This window comes from Halosubterraneus shenae (assembly GCF_050510935.1).
GTDB lineage: Archaea > Halobacteriota > Halobacteria > Halobacteriales > Haloferacaceae > JBDGPU01.
This window is the reverse complement of sequence record NZ_JBNLVO010000002.1, coordinates 591,991-609,310: the sequence shown is the minus strand read 5'-3', so window position 1 is coordinate 609,310 and position 17,320 is coordinate 591,991. Positions and strand designations below refer to the sequence as shown.

Sequence of the window (17,320 nt, the reverse complement as noted above, 5' to 3'; positions counted from 1 at the left end):
ACTTTCTCACATAAACTCGGTCGACTACCCACTCCTCCGTTACGATAGAATACGGGCAGCCTCGTCGCCGCGACCGCCGACCTTCGCTAGCGACGAGTTCTCCCCCACGGATCCGAATGACGGACTCGTGGTCAATCGTCAAAGCCGACCATGGGCGATGCCGACCATCGTCGAGTTACTCCACTGATATTTTCAATAGACGAATCCCGTAACTTAAGTTCGGTCAGTCAGTACCGAGAGAACCCCACCCGTTTTAGGACTCCCTAAAATCCGATGGCTTTACAATGGTTTAGGCCAGCCTAAAACCTGTATGCACACCAGTTGGACGCGATCCGATCGGTGCCGTACGGGCGAACTGGCGGAGTCCGGAGGTGAGGCCCGGTGAGCTATCTGAACCAGGGCAACGACGCGATCCTCGACCAGCAGGCGGCGCGCGAGTCGAACGCGCGGACGTACCCGCGGCATCTCCCGCTCGCGATCCGGGAAGCACAGGGCGTGACCGTCACCGACATGGACGGGAACGAGTACTACGACTGCCTGGCCGGGGCGGGCACCCTCGCGCTCGGGCACAACCACCCACGCGTCGTCGAGGCGATGGAGGACGCGCTGGCGGCGGACCGGCCGATCCACACCCTCGACATCAGTACCCCCGCCAAGGAGCGCTTCGTCGACTCGCTGTTCGAGAGCCTCCCCGACTCCTTCGCCGACTCCGCGAAGGTCCAGTTCTGTAGCCCCGCGGGGACCGACGCCGTCGAGGCGGCCCTGAAGCTCGTGAAAACCGCGACGGGCAACCGTAGCGTGCTAGGGTTCCAGGGCGCCTACCACGGGATGACGAACGGCGCGCTCTCGCTGATGGGGGACACCGACGCCAAGGAGCCGATCCCCGGGCTGATGAACGACGTCCACCACCTCCCGTACCCGGCCGGCTACCGGTCGCCGTTCGGCGGCGACGACGGCGAGGGCACCGATGGCCACGAGCTCGCCAGCGACTACGTCGAGAACGTCCTCGCGGACCCGGAGAGCGGAATCACCGAGCCCGCGGGGATGATCCTCGAACCGGTCCAGGGCGAGGCCGGCGCGGTACCGGCTCCCGACCAGTGGCTCCAGGAGATGCGGCGCATCACCGCGGAGCGCGACATTCCCCTGATCCTCGACGAGATCCAGGCGGGGCTCGGGCGGACGGGCGAGCTCTTCGCCTTCGAGCACGCCGACATCACGCCGGACGTCGTCACCCTCTCGAAGGCCGTCGGCGGCGGCCTCCCGCTCGCGGTCGTCGTCTACGACGAGTCGCTCGACGTCTGGGAGCCGGGCGCCCACGCGGGCACCTTCCGCGGGAACCAGCTCGCGATGGCCGCCGGCGAGGCGACCATCGACTACGTGCTCGAGAACGACCTCGACGACCACGCCGCAGAGGTCGGCGCGCGCCTGCGCGACCGACTCGACTCCCTCGCCGGGCGGTTCGACGCTGTCGGCGACGTGCGCGGCCGCGGGCTGATGCTCGGCGCCGAGTTCGTCGACCCCGATGCCGAATGGGCGGGGGCCGGTCAGCATCCGCCGGCGGGCGACCTCGCCGAGGCCGTGCAGGCCGAGTGCTTCGACCGCGGGCTCATTATCGAGCTCGGCGGCCGGGAGAGCGCGACCGCGCGGTTCCTCCCGCCGCTCGTCATCTCGAAGTCGCAGGTCGACGAGGTGGCGACCATCTTCGAGGAGGCGGTCGAAGCCGTCGTCGACGACCGGCGCCAGCCGACGGAGGTGACCGCATGAGCGCCGAGGAGCTGTTCTTAGGCTCCGAGCAGGGCAACCAGCTCTATCGCGAGGCGATGAATCACGCGGTCGACGCCGTCCTCGGCAGCGTCGCCGACCGCGAGTCGCCCTACTCCGGGGCGTCGCCGGACGCGCTGGCTGCCGAGTTCGACGACGCGGTCGTGCCCGAGCACGGGCAGAGCCTCCACGCGACGGTCGACGAGGCCGCTTCTCGGGTGCTCGACCACTCCGTCCACACGTCGAATCCGCGCTGTGCGGCGCATCTCCAGTGTCCGCCGATGATTCCGGGCCTCGTCGCCGAGACGCTGCTCACGGCGGCGAACCAGTCGCTCGATTCCTTCGACCAGGCGCCGGCCGCGACGGTCCTGGAGGAGCGGGTTGTCGACGCCCTTCGGGACCTCTTCGATCTGCCGAACGGCGCGGACGGCGTCTTCACGAGCGGCGGCACCCAGTCGAACTTCCAGGCCCTGCTACTGGCGCGGGACCGGTACTGCTCGCGCCGGTTCGATCGGGACGTACAGGCCGAGGGGCTCCCCGCGGAAGCCGAGTCGCTGCGGATCCTCTGTTCCGAGGCGGCGCACTTCACCGCGAAGCAGGCCGCCCACTACCTCGGACTCGGGGAGGAAGCAGTCGTCACCGTCCCGACCGACGACGAGCGGCGGCTGGACCCCGACGCACTCGACGCGACCCTCGCCGACCTGGACCGGCAGGGCGCCCACCCGTTCGCGCTCGTCGGCACCGCCGGAACGACCGACTTCGGGAGCGTCGACCCGCTCCCGGCCCTCGCCGAGCGCGCGAACGAGCACGACCTCTGGTTCCACGTCGACGCGGCCTACGGCGGCGCGCTCGCGACGAGCGAGCGACACGGCCACCTGCTCGAGGGGATCGAGCGGGCGGACTCCGTCGCCGTCGACTTCCACAAGCTGTTCTACCAGCCGATCAGCTGCGGCACGCTACTGCTCCGTGACGGCGACGACTTCGAGTGGATAGCCCGCAACGCGGCCTATCTCAATCCCGAGGACCACGACGACGCCGGCGTCCCGAACCTCGTCGCGAAGTCCGTCCAGACGACCCGCCGGTTCGACGCGCTGAAGCCGTACGTGGCCTTCCGGACGCTCGGCCGGACAGGGATGGCCTCGCTCGTCGACCGGACGCTCGACCTGGCCGACGACGCGGCGGCGCTGCTTGCCGACGCCGACGACTTCGAGCTGCTCCACGAGCCGACGCTGAACGCCGTCGTCTTCCGCTACCGACCCCGCGCCGGCATGACCGACGCGGCCGTCGACAAACTGAACGCCGCGGTCCGGCGCGAACTCCTGCAGGACGGGCGCGCGATCGTCGCCCGGACCGAGGTCGAGGGCGTCACCAGCCTGAAGTTCACTCTCCTGAACCCCACGGCGACCCTCGACGACGTCGCCGCGATGCTCGACGCGGTCAGGGAGTGCGGCACCGTTGTCGCCGACGAGCCGGAGGTGGCCGCATGAGCCTCGAAGGACAGCAGCAGGAGGCCGAGGCAACGGACCGCGGCGTCGACCCCGCAACGCGGGCCGACGAGGCCACTGTCCACGCGTTCCTCAACTGCTACCTGCGCGAGACGGGCGACTACGAGGTCCGCGAGGACGCCGTCGCCGGCGTCGATCCGGGGCCCGACGGCCTCCTGCGGGCGGTGCTGCCCGCACAGGACGTGGAGCTCCTGGCGCCGCTCGCGAACCGGTCGCCGACGGAGCGCCACCTCTTCGAGACGCCCGTCTACTACCGGCTCGCTGACGGCGACACACACCCGGCCGACGCGGTACACCCGGTCGACGCGGTACACCCGGCCGACACGGCTACGCTCGCCTCGCTCGTCGTGAAGGACCTGACGCTCACGAGCGACGGCGACGCCGTCCCGGACGCGCTCTTAGAGCGCGTGCTCCGGAGCAAGCGGAACGTCGAGTCGTTCGTCGAGGCCCGCACCGGCGACGCGGAACAGCTCTACGCCGAGGACGTCTCCTTCCGCGACGCCGAGCAGGCGCTCGTCTTCGGCCACCATCGGCACCCGACGCCGAAGAGCCGGCAGGGGATCGCGTCTCACCAGCAGTCCACGTACGCGCCGGAGCTGCGGGGATCGTTCCCGCTCCACTACTTCCGGGCGGCACCTGAGCTCGTCGCGAGCGAGTCCGCACTCGACGTGGACGCCGCGACGTGGGTGAAAGAGGAACTGCGGGACAACCCCGCAGTCTCAGCGGAGTTCGTCGCCGAGCACGTCGAGAGCGACGACGTCCTCCTGCCGGTCCACCCCTGGCAGGCGGACTACCTCCTCGACCAGGACCACGTCCAGCGGCACCTCGGCGACGGGCTCGAACACCTCGGCGCCGTCGGGCGCGAGTTCTACCCCACGACCTCGGTCCGCACGCTCTACAGCGAGGACGCCCCGTTTATGGTGAAGTCGTCGCTGAACGTCCAGATCACCAACTCGGTCCGGACGAACAAGCGGCCGGAGCTCGAGCGCGGCGTCGCCGTCGCCGAGCTGCTCGACACCGAGTTCGGTGACGAGCTCGCCGCGGAGTTCCCGAACTTCGACGTCGTGCGCGACCCCGCCTACCTCGCGCTCGACGTCGGCGAGGAGCGCGAGTCCGGGCTGGAGACGGTGCTGCGGGCTAACCCGTTCCGCGGCGACGCCGCGGAGCGCGCGACGCCGCTCGTGGCGCTCTGTCAGGACGCCATCGCGGGCCAGTCCCGGCTCGGCCGGATCGTCGAGTCGATCGCCGAGCGGGAGGGGCGGTCGACCGCGGCCGTGAGCGCGGACTGGTTCCGCCAGTACCTCGAAATCTCGGTGCGGCCCGTGCTCTGGCTCTACCTCGTGCAGGGCGTCGGCCTAGAGGCCCACCAGCAGAACTCCGTGCTGACGCTGGACGCGGAGGGCTACCCCGACGAGTTCCGCTACCGCGACAACCAGGGCTTCTACTTCCCCGAATCGGTGTACGGGGACGTCGAGGCGTACCTCCCCGGCGTCGGCGAGCGCGCGGACACGATCTGTGCGGACGCCATCGCCGACGAGCGGCTCCGGTACTACGTGATCCTCAACAACGCGCTCGACGTGATCAACGCCTTCGGAAGCGCCGACCTCGTCGGCGAGCGGCGGCTCCTGGGGCTGCTCCGGGAGGAGCTCGAACGCGCCCGCGAGCGCTACGACCGGCCCTCCTCGGAGTTCCTCGACCCCCTGCTCGAGTCGCCGACCATCCCCTGCAAGGCGAACCTGCTCACGCGCTTCCGGGGGCTGGACGAGCTGGAGAACGACCTCGAAAACCAGTCCGTCTACGCGGACGTGAAGAACCCCATCGTCACGGAGGTCGAGGAATGACCGGCCCGGACGCGACCGTCGCCGCCGACTACGACTACCAGACCTACGACCGGACCATCGAGCGAACCGTCTCGTTCCGCCAGGCGTCGCTGGAGCGCGACCTCGGTCGCCTCCACGCGTGGCTGGGGAACGAACACGTGAAACCGTACTGGCAGCTCGACCTGCCGCTCCCGGCCTTCCGCGACCGGCTTGCGGAGAAGCTCGCGGACGACCACCTCACGCCGTACGTCGGCTGTCTCGACCACGTCCCGATGAGCTACTGGGAGTGCTACTGGGCGGCCGAGGACGACCTCGCGAACCACTACGACGCCGACCCGGCCGACCAGGGCGTCCACCTGCTCATCGGGCCGGAGGAGTACCTCGGCCACGGCTACGCGGTCCCGCTGCTGCGGGCTGTCGTCGCCATGCAGTTCCGGCACCCCGAAACCGACCGGGTCGTCGCCGAGCCCGACGCCCGCAACGAGCGGGTCATCCACGTCTTCGAGGAGTGCGGGTTCGAGCGACGGAAGGAGTTCCACTTCGAGGAGGCCGAGAAGGACGCGACCCTGCTGGTCTGCGAGCGCGACCGGTTCGAGTCGGACGTGCTGGCTGACCGGACAGCGGCGCCGACGCAGGGGGTGACCGCGGATGACTGAGCCGCGGTACGACGTCGTCGGCATCGGGCTCGGTCCCTTCAACCTCGGGCTGGCCGCCCTCCTCGACGGGCTGGACGGCGAGGACGTCGACGCGTGCTTCTTCGAACAGGACGCCGAGATGTCCTGGCACGAGGGGATGCTCATCGAGGGCACGTCCCTCGAGGTCCCCTTCCTCGCCGACCTCGTCACGCTCGCGGACCCGACCAACCCCCATAGCTTCCTCAACTACCTGCGGGAGACGGGCCGCATCTACGAGTTCTACTTCTACGAGACGTTCCAGATCCCCCGCCGGGAGTACAACGACTACCTCCGGTGGGTGGCCGAGCGGCTCGACTCGACCCGGTTCAGCCGCCGGGTGACCGACGTCCACTGGGACGCAACGGAGGACGCGTTCCGGGTCGAGGCGATAGATCCCGAGACGGACGAGGAGATCGTCTGTCTCGCGGACGACGTTGCGCTGGGCGTCGGGAGTCGCCCGCACGTCCCGGAGCACCTCCAGGGTCATCCCGACCGCGACGTCTTCCACACGTCCCGGTATCTCCACCGGCGGGAGCGCTGCCTCGACGCCGACTCGATCACCGTCGTCGGCTCCGGGCAGAGCGCCGCCGAGGTGTTCCTCGACCTCCTGCAGCGCCAGCCGGACGGCGACTACCGCCTCGACTGGCTCACGCGCTCGGAGGGGTTCTTCCCGATGGAGTACTCGAAGCTGGGCCTCCAGCACTTCACGCCGGAGTACACCCAGTACTTCTACGACCTCCCACAGGAGCGGAAGGACGAGGTCCGCGAGGGGCAGGACCTCCTTTATAAGGGGATCGACCCGGACACGAGCGCGAACATCTACGACACGCTCTACCGGCGGTCGATCGGCGACCGGGACCCCGACGTCGGGCTGTTCGCGATGAGCGAGGTCGAGGACATCGAGGCCCGCGACGGGGCGTACCGCCTCGACTGTCGACAGTGGCAGACCGACGAGGCGTTCGTCCACGACTCCGAGGTGGTCGTTCTCGGCACCGGCTATCACCGCCCGATACCGTCGTTCCTCTCGCCGCTCGGCGACCGCATCGCGTTCGACGACCAGAGCCGCTTCCGCGTCACGGCGGACTACCGGCTCGAGACCGACCTGCCCGGGCGGCTGTTCGTCCAGAACGCCGACCTCCACACCCACGGCGTGGGCGCGCCGGACCTGGGGATGGGCTGTTACCGGAACGCCTGCATCGTGAACCAGCTCGTCGGCCGCGAGGTCTACCCCGAAGACACGGACACCGTCTTCCAGGACTTCGCCGTCGAGGAGTTCGTCGAGCGCACTCCCGGCACCGACCGTGAGACGACGGATCGGCAGGAACCGGACGCTCGGCACGGAACGCACGCCAGCACGCCCCCGGAGGACCGGTCGTGACGCTGGAACCCCCCTCGGACGTCGACGTCGGCCTCGCGGACGCCCTCGATCCGGACGTCTGGACCGCGGTCAACCGGCGACTGCTCGCGAAGATGCTCGCGGAGTTCGCCTACGAGGAGATCGTCGACCCGGACCCGGTCGACGGCGCCCCGGACCGCGGCGACCGCGGGACGTTCCGCGTCGAGGTCGGCGACTCGGCCTACCGGTTCGAGGCGATCCCCCGCATGATGGAGAGCTACCACGTCGACGCGGACACCCTCGAACACCGAAGCGACGACGGCTGGGCGCCCGCGACGGACGCGATACGGTTCCTCCGGGACCTCCACGCGGGCACGGAGATGGACGGGGTAACCACGGGCCACCTCGTCGAGGAACTCGACAACACGCTGCTCGCGGACGCTCACATCGAAGCCCGCAAGCGACAGCGAGCCGAGGGGCTCCCCGCCGACGCGGACTACACCCGCCTCGAGGGCGAGATGGAGGGGCACCCCTGGATCGCGTACAACAAGGGGCGCGTCGGGTTCGACTACGACGACTACCGGCAGTACGCGCCCGAGAGCCAGGAGTCGGTCTCGCTGCGCTGGGCCGCCGTCTCGCGCGAACGGGCGACGTTCGCGACCGTCGACGGACTCGACCACGAGTCGCTGTTGCGCGAGGAGCTCGGCGAGTATTACGGTCGCTTCCGCGACGAGCTGCGGGACCGCGGACTCGACCCGGACGAGTACTACCTCGCGCCCGTCCACGAGTGGCAGTGGACGGACAGCATCGTGCAGCTGTTCCCGCGGGACATCGCCGAAAACGACGTCGTCCCGCTCGGCACCGGCCCCGACGACTACCGGCCACAGCAGTCCATCCGGACGCTGACGAACGCCGACGACCCCGCGAAGCACCACGTGAAGGTGCCGCTGCACGTCCTCAACACGCTCGTCTATCGCGGGCTGCCGGGCAAGAAGATCAAGCGCACGCCCCGGATCACGGAGGCGCTCCGGGCCGTCCGCGACGGCGACCCGTTCCTCGCCGACGAGTGCGACGTCACGCTACTCGGCGAGGTCGCCGGGCTCCACTATCCCCACCGGGACTTCGACGCCATCGAGGGGGCTCCCTACCAGTACCGGGAGCTCTTCGGCAGCGTCTGGCGCGAGAGCGTCTACGACGAGACGACGGGCGACGAGCGCCCCGTGACGCTCGCAGCGTTGCTCCACGTCGACGGCGAGGGCGTCCCGTTCGTCTCCCGGCTCATCGAGGAGTCCGGCCTGGACGACGACGCGTGGGTCCGGGCGTTCTTCGACACGCTCTGGCCACCGATCCTCCACTTCCTCTACCAGTACGGGGCGGCCTTCTCCCCGCACGGGCAGGACGTCATCCTGCTGGTCGAGGACGGCGTGCCGACGCGGCTCGCCCTCAAGGATCTCATCGACGTGAACCTGAGCGAGGAGCGCGTGCCGGAACTCGCGGACGTGATCGACGCCGACGTCCACGAGGCGATGGACACGAAGGACGACGCGGGGCTCGCGCAGGTCATCTTCGCCAGCCTCGTCGTCTGCGTGCTCCGGTACCTCGCGGACGTGCTCGCGACGCACCGGGATTACCCCGAGGAGCAGTTCTGGGCGCAGGCACGGACGGCTATCGAGGGCTACCAGGACCAGTTCCCGGAGCTCGCGGAGCGCTTCGACCGGTTCGACCTCCTCGCCGGCGAGTTCCCGAAGCTGTGTCTGAACCGGAACCGCCTGTTCGCCTACGGCTACGCCGACGACGGCGAGCGGCCGGACATCGCCGCACACGGAACCGTCCGGAACCCGCTCGACGCCGTGGGTGGTCGCTGACGCATGGCGGCGCTCGGCCGCGTTCGCGCCGCCCTCCGACTGCCGAGAGGGGATCTGACCCCCGAACTCCTCGCGCTCACCCTCGCGCAGGGGATCGCCGCCCTCGGCGCCAGCGTCGCGCTCCCGGTGCTCGCGCCCCTCCTCCGCGCTGCCGGCAGCACGGGGACGTTCACGACGACGCTCGGCGTCGGCATCCTCTTTGCCGTCCTCGGGGTCGTCCGCACGGTCCTGCAGATCCCGTTCGGGCGCCTCTCCGACCGGCTCGGCAGGCGGAAACCGTTCATGGTGGGCGGGTTGCTCGTCAGCGCCGCGGCGCTTTCCGCCCACGCCGTCGTCGGGACCGTCCCGGGGCTACTCGCGGCCCGGGCGCTCCAGGGGGTCGCGCTCGCTTGCTCGACCCCAGCAGTGATGGCATCGCTCGGCGGGATCACCGACCGGGAGTCCCGCGGCGGGAGCGTCGGCATCTTCTCGACGATCCGGACGCTCGGGCTCGGGCTCGGCCCCATCGTCGGCGGCGTCCTCGACACCGCGTTCGGCGTCGACGCCGCCCTCGCGGGCGGCGCCGTCCTGCTCTGTGGCGCGACGCTGCTCGTGCACGTCGGCGTCCCCGAGACCGGAACCGGCGGGACGGACGACGCCGAGGCGGAGCGTGCCGATTCGCCGGAGGAAGAGACGGCCGGCGTCGCGGAGTCCCGCTGGCGACTCTTCTCCAGCCGGCGGCAGGGCGTCACGCTCGGCGGCCTCGCGGCCGGCGTCGTCGCCCTGATGGTCGGCGTCACGGCGATGATCCCGCTCGAAGCGGCGATGCTCGACCGGATGCAGGGGACGACCGCGGGATTCGGCCTCGTGTTCTCCAGTACGACGCTGACGCGGCTCGTCGCCCAGTATCCGGTCAGCACCGCGACCGACCGGTACGGACGGCGGGCATTCGTCGTCGGCGGGTTGCTCTGTGCCGCCCCGCTGGTCGCGCTGATGGGCGTCGCTCACTCGCTCGTGGAGTTCCTCCTGCTGCGGTCGGGACTCGGCGTCGCCCTCGCCGGCGTCGTCGCCCCGACCTACGCCCTCGCGGCGGACGTGGTCGACGACGGCGACGCCGGCGCGCAACTCGGCATCGTCACGACGGCGTTCAGCGGCGGCTACGCGATCGGGCCGATCGTGGCGGGTGCGCTCGCGCCGTTCGGCTTCGCGCTCCCGTTCGTCGTCGGCGGCGTCGCCCTCGTCTGTGGGGGCATCGGGGTCTACTGGGCCGTCGAGGAGCCCAAAAGGAAAGCTGCAAGCGAAGACAGCGTCGTCCGGACGACCGTCGACCGGTCGAATCAGTCGTGACGGCGCACTGTCGGCCCGAGGTCCTCGACCAGCGCGTTCGCGTCGGTGACGTCGGCGAGCGACGCGCCGTCCTGGAACCGCTCCAGCTCACTCGCCTCCGCGTCGACCTCCGCTTCGAGCTGGTCGACCGCCGTCTCCAGCTCCTCGCGCGGGACGAACACCAGCCCATCCTCGTTGCCGAAGACGACGTCGCCGGGCTCGACCGTCGCCCCGCCGACCTGCACGGGGACGTTGACGTCCCCGCCACGGCCGTGGAGCCGGGTCGTGCGAACGGCCGTCTCGCGGGCATAGACGGGGAAGTCCTGGTCTCGCATCTCCCGCGTGTCGGTGACGCTCCCGTCGACGACGGCGGCAACGGCGCCGTTCCGCTTGGCGGCACGCGTCGTCATCTCGCCCCACGGCGCGTGCCCGGTGTGTCCCTGCACGTCGACGACCACGACGTCGCCGGGGTCGACGAGCTCGGTCGCCTTGTGGACCATCGTCGAGTCCTCCGGCGGGATCCGGACCGTCAGGGCGCTGCCGACGACCGTCGTGCGGCCGCCCGTTTCCTGGTAGCGCACCGCGGGGTCGGGGAAACCGAAGTGGCGGCGATGGCCGAGGTCGCTCGGGGAGTGGTCCGCCAGCCGATCCAGCAGATCGGCGTCCGGGCGGGGGACGTCGGTGACGATCTCCGACACGGGTCAGAACACCTCCCGGAACCGGTCGAGCTGCCACTCGTCGGCGCTCTCGGTGAACGAGCGCCACTGCGTCCGCTTCACCTCGACGTACGACTCGTGGAGGTCGCCGCCGAGCGCGTCCGCGAGCACGTCGTCGCCCTCGAGGGCCCGAACGGCCTCGCCCAGCGTCTCGGGGAGCCGGCGGACGTCCCGCTCCTCGCGCTCCGCCGGCGGGAGGTTGCCCGGGTCGTACGCGACCGGTTCGCCCGGGTCGAGCTCGCGGTCGACGCCGTCCATGCCCGCCGCGAGGAGGCCCAGCAGCGCGAGGTAGGGGTTCGCGGCGTTGTCCGCCGGGCGGAACTCGAGCCGCGTCGTCTTCTCCGCGTCGCCCTTCGGCGAGGGGATGCGGACGGCCGCTTCACGGTTGTCGAGCCCCCAGCAGGCGAAGGCCGACGCCTCGGTCTGCGGGCGCAGTCGCGCGTAGGAGTTGACCGTCGGGGCGGTGAGCGCGACGAGGGCGTCGGCGTGCGCGAGGACGCCGCCGATGAAGTGGCGCGCGCGCTCGCTGAGCCCGTCGGCGTCGCTCCCGTCGTAGAACTCGTTGTCGTCGCCGTCCCACAGCGAGAGGTGGATGTGACAGCCGTTCGTGCTGTCCGGGAAGGGTCGCGGGAGGAACGTCGCCTGGAGGTCGTGGGTCGCGGCGACGCCCTTCACCGTCTCCTTCAGGAAGACGTGTTCGTCGGCCGCCGTGACGCCCGACGCGGGCGCGATAACTATCTCGTGCTTGCCGGGAGCGTGTTCGGGATAGTATTTCTCGAAGCCGATGTCCTGTGCTTTCAGGGCGTCGACGACGTCCGTCGTGACGGGGTGGGCCGCCCGCATGCTCTCGGTGGAGTAGACGCCGCGCTGGTCCAGCGGCGCGAGGCCGTCATCGGTCTCGCGGCAGAGGTGGTACTCGCTCTCGAAGGCCGTGCGGACGTCGGCGTCCATCCCGTCAAGGAAGCCCGTGAGCGACGAACGGGGGTCCGCGGCCCAGGGGCCGCCGTCGAGGTCGTGGATGTCACAGAGCATCGCTCCGCAATTGTCGGTGTGCGGCTGCTCGCGGAACGTGTCGGGGTCGGGCATGAGGCGGACCTCGCCGACCGCGTCGAAGCGGCCGTCGAGGATGCGCTGGTCGAAGGCGGTGAGCGACTGCACGGACTGTGGGAGCGTCGCACCGTCCGACACGGCGTTCTCGACGTCGGCAGCGTCGACCGTGTGCCCACGAACGACCCCGTCGTTCCCGACGTAGAGGAGACGAACGAGGTCGACCTCGGCGTCCTCCAGCCCGGCGGATCGGTCGGCAGAGTCAGTAGCTGATTGCATCTATTCCCACGATGTGTGCGGGGGCCTATGAATTTTAGGTTAGCCTAAAATTAGAGTTCCCTCGACGACATTATCACATCGAGTCGCAGACACCCAATTCGCCGAGAGGCAACCCGGGCGATCGATGCCTCCAGCAGCGGACTCCACGTCCGCTGCGCGTGGCAAACCCGAGCGACGGCGAGACGGTCACACAACGCGGCCGTTTAAAAGAAAGACGACGCAAACGCGGACACTCCCCCGAAATTCGGTCCGGGCTACCGGGGACGACGCCGGTCTCCGCTCTCGTCCGGGCGTCGAGCACGGACCGGCGAGGTCGAACGATTCTACTCAAAAAGGAAGCGTGAATCGACCGATCCTTCCTTAAAAAGGCACGTCGACGTTACTGCAACCGAACACCGTCACTCGCTACACCTCCGGCGATTCGTCGATCCGCGGGACGCCCGCCGCCGTCACCGTCTCGCCGACCACGTACGACGAGGCGGGGCTCGCGAGGAACTGCGCGAGGTCGGCGATCTCCTCGGTTTTGCCGATGCGGCGCTCGACGTCGTCGCGGTCGAGGTCGTCGGCGCTGACGCCCATCTGGCTCTCGACGCCGGGCGTGGCGACGAAGCCGGGCGCGATGCAGTTGACCCGGACGCCCTCGCTGGCCCACTCGTTCGCGAGCGTCGTCGAGAGGTTGATGACGCCGGCCTTCGCGGCGCCGTAGTGGCTCATCTGCGGCGAGCCGCGCTGGCCGGCGACGCTGGCGACGTTGATGACGGCGCCGCCGTCGCCCTCGCGCATGCGCTCGCCGGCGACCTGGGTGCAGTGGAAGGTGCCGTGGAGGTTGATGTCGACGATGGTCTCCCAGCCGTTCGCGCTGATCTCCTCGAACGGCGCCATGAAGCTCGCGCCGGCGTTGTTGACGAGGACGTCGACGCCGCCGAACTCCTCGACGGTGGCGTCGACGAGCGCCTCGACGGCCTCGCGGTCCGTCACGTCGCACTCGACGGCGAGCGCGCGGCCGTCGCGGTCGCTCGCCTCGATCCCCTCGGCGACGGTGTCGACGTTCCCCTGCTCGCGCGAGCAGACGACGACGGCGGCGCCGTCGGCCGCGAACTGCTCCGCGATGGTCCGCCCGATCCCGCTCGACGCACCGGTGACGATCGCCGTCTTGCCGTCGACGCTGAATCGGTCGCCGCTCATGGCCGCTCCTCCGCCGTGGCCGCGTAGCCGCCTGTGATTATCATTGTTAACCTCTTTCGCGGAATTTTGCTCCCACATTAATAAATGTGGGCGTACCCTCACGATCGTTATCTTCATTTGTGGTGACAGCTATCACGGATCATGAAGAAGTCAGGCTTCAGCGAGGCCGCGCGCACCGGGAACGTCGCGCGCCTCCACGACGAGACCGCGGCGGCGCACGCGGACGACGTGGCCCTCGAGATGCACGGCCGGGAGATGACCCACGGGGAGCTCAGCGACCGCTCGGCCCGGTTCGCCGGCGGGCTCCGCGAGCTCGGCGTCGGGGAGGACGACCGAGTCCTGATCTACCTCCCCAACTGCCCGGAGTACGTCGTCGCGTCGCTGGGAATCCTGAAGGCCGGCGCCGTCGGCTCGCCGATGAATCCCCAGTACAAGGCCCGGGAGATCGACCACCAGCTCGCCGACACCGACGCCGCGGCGGTCGTCACCCACGCCGCGCTCCGCCCGGCGCTCGTCGAGGCGATCCGGGAAGGCGACCACGAACCGGCGGTGATCACGGTCGGGTCGGCGGAAGGAGGCGACGGGGCCGACGAAGCCGACTCCAGCTCCACCCTCCCCGGCCCCGATGTCGACTTCGCCGCCGTTGACGGCGAACCGACATTCGTCGAGCGTGACGCCGACGACATCGCGCTCCAGCCGTACACGAGCGGGACCACCGGCGACCCGAAGGGCGTCCTCCTCTCCCACGAGAACCTCCGAGCGCACGCTTACTCGGGCTTCGAGCTCGTCGACCTCGACCCCGCCGAAGACCGGAGCCTCGCCATGCTGCCGCTGTACCACATCACCGGCTTCGTCCACTCGACCTGGCAAACGCTGATCCGGGGCGGCACGGTCTACGTCCGCGACCCGGGCCAGTGGGACGCCGAGGACGCGATGGCGACGATCGAGGCCGAGTCGATCTCGGGGTTCATCGGCGTCGCGACGATGTACGTCGACATGGTGAACCACGAGGCGTTCGGCGAGTACGACCTCTCGACCCTCAGCGAGGCCGGGCAGGGCGGGACGAAGATGCCCGTCGCCGTGCAGGAGGAGTTCGAGGCCGTCGCCGGCGTCGACACCTGGGAGGGCTACGGGCTCACCGAGACCGCGGCGGCGACCCACACCGGCGCGGCGACGACGTACGGCCACAAGCTCGGCACCATCGGCCAGCCGCTCCGAATGACCGACTGCAAGATCGTCGACGAGGAAGGCGAGGAGGTCCCGCCCGGCGAGGAGGGCGAGCTCCTCGTCCGCGGGCCGCAAGTGATGCAGGGGTACCACGACCTTCCGAAGGCGAACGAGCAGGCGTTCACCGACGACGGCTACTTCCGGACCGGCGACGTCGCGCGCCGCGATTCGGGCAACTACTACGAGATCGTCGACCGGAAGAAGCACATGATCAACACGGCCGGGTACAACGTCTACCCGAGCGAGGTGGAGGAGCTGCTCCACGAGCACCCGGCCGTCGCGGACGTCGCGGTCGTCGGCGTGCCGGACGAGCGCCGCGGCGAGACGGTGAAGGCCGTCGTCGTTCCCGCCGCGGACGCCGACCCGTCGGCCGACGAGCTCCGGCAGTTCTGCCTCGACAGCCTCGCCGAGTACAAACACCCGCGGCAGGTCGAGTTCGTCGCGGAACTCCCCCGCACGGCCAGCGGGAAGGTCCAGAAGTTCAAGCTCACGCCGGACGACTCGGGGGCGTAATCGTGTCAGAGGACGCACCGGGACAGCCGGAAACCGGCGACTACGACGCCGTCTTCTGGGACATCGGCGGCGTCATCCTCGACCTCAAGTCGGTCCAGCGAGCCCACGAGCGCTTCGTCGACGAGCTCGTCGCGCGATACGGGACTGCCGGCGTCGACGACCAGGTCGCCGACGGCGACGACCCGGTCGCCGAACCCATCGAGACCTGGCGTGGCGTCGTCGGTGACCACTTCCGCGAACGCGACGGCAACGAGTTCCGCGCCGCGCGGGCCGCCTACGACCGGGCGAACGCCGCGGTCGTCGGTCGGGAAGTCCCCCGCGAGGAGTGGCGGGAGCTGTTCGATCCGATCCTGACCGAGACCATCCGCCCCAATCCGACTGCGGTCGCGACCATCGAGCGCCTCGCGGACTCGGACCTCCACGTCGGCGTCGTCAGCGACGTCGACACCGACGAGGGCCACCGGATTCTGGAGACGTTCGGCGTGCGGGACCACTTCGACGCCATCACGACCTCCGAGGCGGTGGGGCGCACGAAACCGGACCCCGCGATGTTCGAGACCGCGCTCTCGGCGGCCGACGTCGACCCCGACCGCGCGCTGATGATCGGTGACCGCTACGACCACGACGTGGCCGGGGCGAAGGAACTGGGGCTGGACACCGTCGCCTACGGCGCCGACGACGGACCCGCCGTCGACTACACGGTCGAGGAGCTGCGGGCAGTGCTGGAGATCGTTGGGGTCGGTGACGGCAGCGCCGGCGGCGCCGGCGGGGTAAAATAGAGCGGCGGACGTCGCTGGCGACGCTCTTTTTAAATGTCGATCCCGAGGCCTACCGTCCTTCGTACGTCGTGAGGTGCTCGACCTCGCTCGGGTCGAGGTCGCGGAAGGCGTCGCGGGCGATGACGCGCTTGTGGACCTCGTCGGCGCCGTCGATGATGCGGAACGCGCGGACGTCCTCGTAGAAGTCCGCCAGCGGGAGGTCCTTCCCGATGCCGTTGCCGCCGCAGATCTGGACCGCCGAGTCGATGGCGTCCTGCACGACGTTGGCGGTGAACACCTTGCTCATCGCGACGCCGATGCGCGCCTCGTTGCCGGCGGCGATCTGCCGGGCGGCGTGCCGGACCATCGTGCGTGCGGCGTGCAGCTCCATCTCCGTCTCGGCGACGTCGAACCGGATCGCCTGCTTCTCCGAGAGCTTGCTGTCGAACGCCTGGCGCTCGTCGGCGTACGCCTTCGCAATGTCGAGCGCGCGCTCGGCCATCCCGGAGTAGCGCATGCAGTGGGTGAGCCGGGCCGGCCCGAGCCGCTCCTGCGCGATGGCGAACCCGTCGTTCTCCGCGCCGACGAGGTTCTCCGCGGGCACGCGCACGTCGTTGTACCGGATCTCGGCGTGACCCATCCCGGTCACCTCGCCGCCGACGTGGGGGATGTCGCGCACGATCTCGACGCCCTCCGTGTCGGCCGGGACGAGGATGATCGAGCAGCCCTCGTAGGGGTGTGCGTCCTCGTCGGTCCGGGCCATCACGAGCAGCACGTCGGCCTCGGACCCCTGCGTCGTCCACCACTTGTGGCCATTGATCACCCACTCGTCGCCGTCCTTCTCGGCGGTCGTCCGGATCATCTTCGGGTCCGAGCCGGCACCCGGGTTCGGCTCCGTCATCGAGAACGCCGAGCGCGCCTCGCCGTTCGCCAGCGGGCGGAGCCACTCCTCCTGCTGGGCCTCGGTGCCGGCCAGCTCGAGGGTGTGCATGTTCCCCTCGTCGGGCGCGGCGACGTTGATGGCAACCGGCCCGAGGAGGCTCCGGCCCGCGGCCTCGAACACCGGGAGCATCTCCCGGAAGTCCATCCCCAGTCCGCCGTACTCCTCGGGGATCTGGGGCGCGAAGACGTCGCGTTCCCGCGCCTGTTCTTGCAGGTCTGAGACCACGGCTTCGGGGACGGATTCGTTGCCCAGGTACTCGCGCTCGGCCGGGATCACTTCCTCGTCGACGAACGTTCGGACGCGCTCGGCGACCGCTCGGCCCCGCTCTGGGTCGTCGTACTCCATGCCTCAAAATGCCTATAACAGTGTAAAAGTATTGCGCCGGA

At 69.8% G+C, this 17,320-nt stretch carries 13 protein-coding genes; 9 read left to right on the top strand and 4 right to left on the bottom strand.

The window, feature by feature from the left end; translation table 11 throughout:
* Positions 1-381 precede the first annotated feature (381 nt).
* The 7 genes from ACQE3M_RS06185 to ACQE3M_RS06155 are packed head-to-tail and all read left to right on the top strand — an operon-like array spanning position 382 to position 10,287.
* Entirely contained in the window at positions 382-1,764 is a 1,383-nt protein-coding gene (locus tag ACQE3M_RS06185; RefSeq protein ID WP_430504595.1) for a diaminobutyrate--2-oxoglutarate transaminase, read from the top strand.
* The gene (locus tag ACQE3M_RS06180; protein ID WP_430504594.1) at positions 1,761-3,248 is read left to right on the top strand and encodes a pyridoxal phosphate-dependent decarboxylase family protein; all 1,488 of its coding nucleotides are present in this window, start codon (positions 1,761-1,763) and stop codon (positions 3,246-3,248) included. The genes ACQE3M_RS06185 and ACQE3M_RS06180 overlap by 4 nt, the downstream gene beginning before the upstream one ends.
* Positions 3,245-5,107, top strand: coding sequence for an IucA/IucC family protein (locus tag ACQE3M_RS06175; RefSeq protein ID WP_430504593.1), 1,863 nt, complete (start codon positions 3,245-3,247; stop codon positions 5,105-5,107). Before ACQE3M_RS06180 ends, ACQE3M_RS06175 begins: the two co-directional genes overlap by 4 nt.
* Positions 5,104-5,742: a GNAT family N-acetyltransferase gene (locus ACQE3M_RS06170; protein WP_430504592.1), complete on the top strand. Its 639-nt coding sequence runs from the start codon at positions 5,104-5,106 to the stop codon at positions 5,740-5,742. The genes ACQE3M_RS06175 and ACQE3M_RS06170 overlap by 4 nt, the downstream gene beginning before the upstream one ends.
* Entirely contained in the window at positions 5,735-7,138 is a 1,404-nt protein-coding gene (locus ACQE3M_RS06165) for a lysine N(6)-hydroxylase/L-ornithine N(5)-oxygenase family protein (RefSeq protein WP_430504591.1), read from the top strand. The genes ACQE3M_RS06170 and ACQE3M_RS06165 overlap by 8 nt, the downstream gene beginning before the upstream one ends.
* The gene (locus tag ACQE3M_RS06160) at positions 7,135-8,961 is read left to right on the top strand and encodes an IucA/IucC family protein (protein WP_430504590.1); all 1,827 of its coding nucleotides are present in this window, start codon (positions 7,135-7,137) and stop codon (positions 8,959-8,961) included. The genes ACQE3M_RS06165 and ACQE3M_RS06160 overlap by 4 nt, the downstream gene beginning before the upstream one ends.
* Before the next feature lie 3 nt (positions 8,962-8,964).
* Positions 8,965-10,287 carry an MFS transporter gene (locus tag ACQE3M_RS06155; RefSeq protein ID WP_430504589.1) on the top strand — a complete coding sequence of 441 codons (1,323 nt, stop codon included), beginning with the start codon at positions 8,965-8,967 and terminating at the stop codon, positions 10,285-10,287.
* On the opposite strand, the gene ACQE3M_RS06150 is transcribed toward ACQE3M_RS06155, so the two are convergent.
* From ACQE3M_RS06150 to ACQE3M_RS06140, 3 genes are all read right to left on the bottom strand, one after another.
* Entirely contained in the window at positions 10,278-10,964 is a 687-nt protein-coding gene (locus ACQE3M_RS06150; protein WP_430504588.1) for an RraA family protein, read from the bottom strand. The two genes, ACQE3M_RS06155 and ACQE3M_RS06150, sit on opposite strands and share 10 nt — an antisense overlap.
* Before the next feature lie 3 nt (positions 10,965-10,967).
* Positions 10,968-12,308 (bottom strand): gamma-glutamylputrescine synthetase, encoded by a 1,341-nt coding sequence (glnA2, locus tag ACQE3M_RS06145; RefSeq protein WP_430504587.1) that lies wholly within the window; start codon positions 12,306-12,308, stop codon positions 10,968-10,970.
* A gap of 405 nt (positions 12,309-12,713) precedes the next feature.
* The gene (locus ACQE3M_RS06140; protein ID WP_430504586.1) at positions 12,714-13,493 is read right to left on the bottom strand and encodes an SDR family NAD(P)-dependent oxidoreductase; all 780 of its coding nucleotides are present in this window, start codon (positions 13,491-13,493) and stop codon (positions 12,714-12,716) included.
* Positions 13,494-13,634: 141 nt separating this feature from the next.
* Between ACQE3M_RS06140 and ACQE3M_RS06135 the strand changes: the two genes are divergently transcribed.
* Positions 13,635-15,233, top strand: a complete 1,599-nt coding sequence (locus ACQE3M_RS06135; protein WP_430504585.1) for a class I adenylate-forming enzyme family protein — start codon at positions 13,635-13,637, stop codon at positions 15,231-15,233.
* Positions 15,233-16,012 (top strand): HAD family hydrolase, encoded by a 780-nt coding sequence (locus ACQE3M_RS06130; RefSeq protein WP_430504713.1) that lies wholly within the window; start codon positions 15,233-15,235, stop codon positions 16,010-16,012. Before ACQE3M_RS06135 ends, ACQE3M_RS06130 begins: the two co-directional genes overlap by 1 nt.
* 49 nt (positions 16,013-16,061) lie before the next feature.
* Here ACQE3M_RS06130 and ACQE3M_RS06125 read toward each other — a convergent pair whose 3' ends face one another.
* Positions 16,062-17,279, bottom strand: a complete 1,218-nt coding sequence (locus tag ACQE3M_RS06125) for an acyl-CoA dehydrogenase family protein (RefSeq protein ID WP_430504584.1) — start codon at positions 17,277-17,279, stop codon at positions 16,062-16,064.
* Between the last annotated feature and the right edge of the window lie 41 nt (positions 17,280-17,320).

Coding starts and splice junctions, on each gene's coding strand:
- ACQE3M_RS06180 (WP_430504594.1), top strand. CDS start 1,761: ATGAGCGCCGAGGAGCTGTTCTTAGGCTCCGAGCAGGGCAACCAGCTC.
- ACQE3M_RS06175 (WP_430504593.1), top strand. CDS start 3,245: ATGAGCCTCGAAGGACAGCAGCAGGAGGCCGAGGCAACGGACCGCGGC.
- ACQE3M_RS06170 (WP_430504592.1), top strand. CDS start 5,104: ATGACCGGCCCGGACGCGACCGTCGCCGCCGACTACGACTACCAGACC.
- ACQE3M_RS06165 (WP_430504591.1), top strand. CDS start 5,735: ATGACTGAGCCGCGGTACGACGTCGTCGGCATCGGGCTCGGTCCCTTC.
- ACQE3M_RS06155 (WP_430504589.1), top strand. CDS start 8,965: ATGGCGGCGCTCGGCCGCGTTCGCGCCGCCCTCCGACTGCCGAGAGGG.
- glnA2 (WP_430504587.1), bottom strand. CDS start 12,308: ATGCAATCAGCTACTGACTCTGCCGACCGATCCGCCGGGCTGGAGGAC.
- ACQE3M_RS06140 (WP_430504586.1), bottom strand. CDS start 13,493: ATGAGCGGCGACCGATTCAGCGTCGACGGCAAGACGGCGATCGTCACC.
- ACQE3M_RS06135 (WP_430504585.1), top strand. CDS start 13,635: ATGAAGAAGTCAGGCTTCAGCGAGGCCGCGCGCACCGGGAACGTCGCG.
- ACQE3M_RS06125 (WP_430504584.1), bottom strand. CDS start 17,279: ATGGAGTACGACGACCCAGAGCGGGGCCGAGCGGTCGCCGAGCGCGTC.